Origin of the sequence: Alteromonas sp. KUL106 (genome assembly GCF_009811415.1) — a bacterium.
Classification (GTDB): Bacteria; Pseudomonadota; Gammaproteobacteria; order Enterobacterales; family Alteromonadaceae; genus Alteromonas.
Window position 1 is genome coordinate 1 of record NZ_BLIG01000061.1, and the last position, 877, is coordinate 877.

At 41.8% G+C, this 877-nt stretch carries 1 protein-coding gene; it reads left to right on the plus strand.

The window, feature by feature from the left end:
- Positions 1–50 precede the first annotated feature (50 nt).
- On the plus strand, positions 51–350 hold the full coding sequence (locus GVO63_RS19035) for a hypothetical protein (protein WP_159581992.1): 300 nt from the start codon (positions 51–53) through the stop codon (positions 348–350).
- The last annotated feature ends 527 nt before the right edge of the window (positions 351–877 follow it).

Here is an 877-nt window from a genome sequence, read left to right on the forward strand (position 1 = left end):
ACATGTCTGCGCCCGTTATTGAAAAGTTATGTGCTAAAGAGACTGCTTAGATGGATCTATTTTTTGCAAATCTGGTAACAATTGTATTCTTCATTACAGGGTATAAGCTCATCGAAAAAGCAATTTTTCCAATGCCCTCCACTCTGCTGAAAATTGCACTCTATTCCCTTTTGATCTTCTGCTGTTTAGGCATTGCTTCGATTCTTTTTGCAATTGCTATCGGACTCTGGTTACCAGATACATACCCAGTCACTTTTTCATACAAAGCGCTGTTTATTTGTCCTATTATTACCATCTACTTTTTAATTAAAATGATGCAAAACAAAAGGCTTCTTTCTGCACGCACATAACAAGCGCATTAACACTCGCTGCGCTCGCCAGGGACAAAAAAACGTAGGCTCCCTGCGCTTCGCTTGGTATTGTAGCCTACGTATTTTTGCCCGTTATGCGGGTGTTAGTAACCATGGTAGATTTTGAGTTCATCAGTTTTGAAAGGTTAATCGAATTTGGGTTGCATACTGTTCCCAAGCATCAGCACAGTAGTTATCGCTCGGGAATAAGGCCAAATCACTGGGTTCGTGAAAACCAATATACAGTCATTGGACAAATTGATTTCATTGACTGTGACAGGTTGGCTTCGGGCCAATCATGCAAGGCTATATGTTCGTTCTACGCACCAAAAGAAGATGAAAAGCTATTTACTCCTGGTTTTAAATGGGACATTGGAGAAGCAACTAAAATAATAGGCTATGGCAAGGTTGTCTCGGAGTAATGGTTACTAACAACTCAATCAACTCACTCACTTCGTTCGCTGGGACGCATACACGCAGGGCCGCTTCGCTATTATGCCCCACGTGCCTGCGCCCGTTATTGAAAA

Excerpts from the sequence above, each read along its gene's own strand:
- GVO63_RS19035 (WP_159581992.1), top strand. The coding sequence starts at position 51 with ATGGATCTATTTTTTGCAAATCTGGTAACAATTGTATTCTTCATTACA.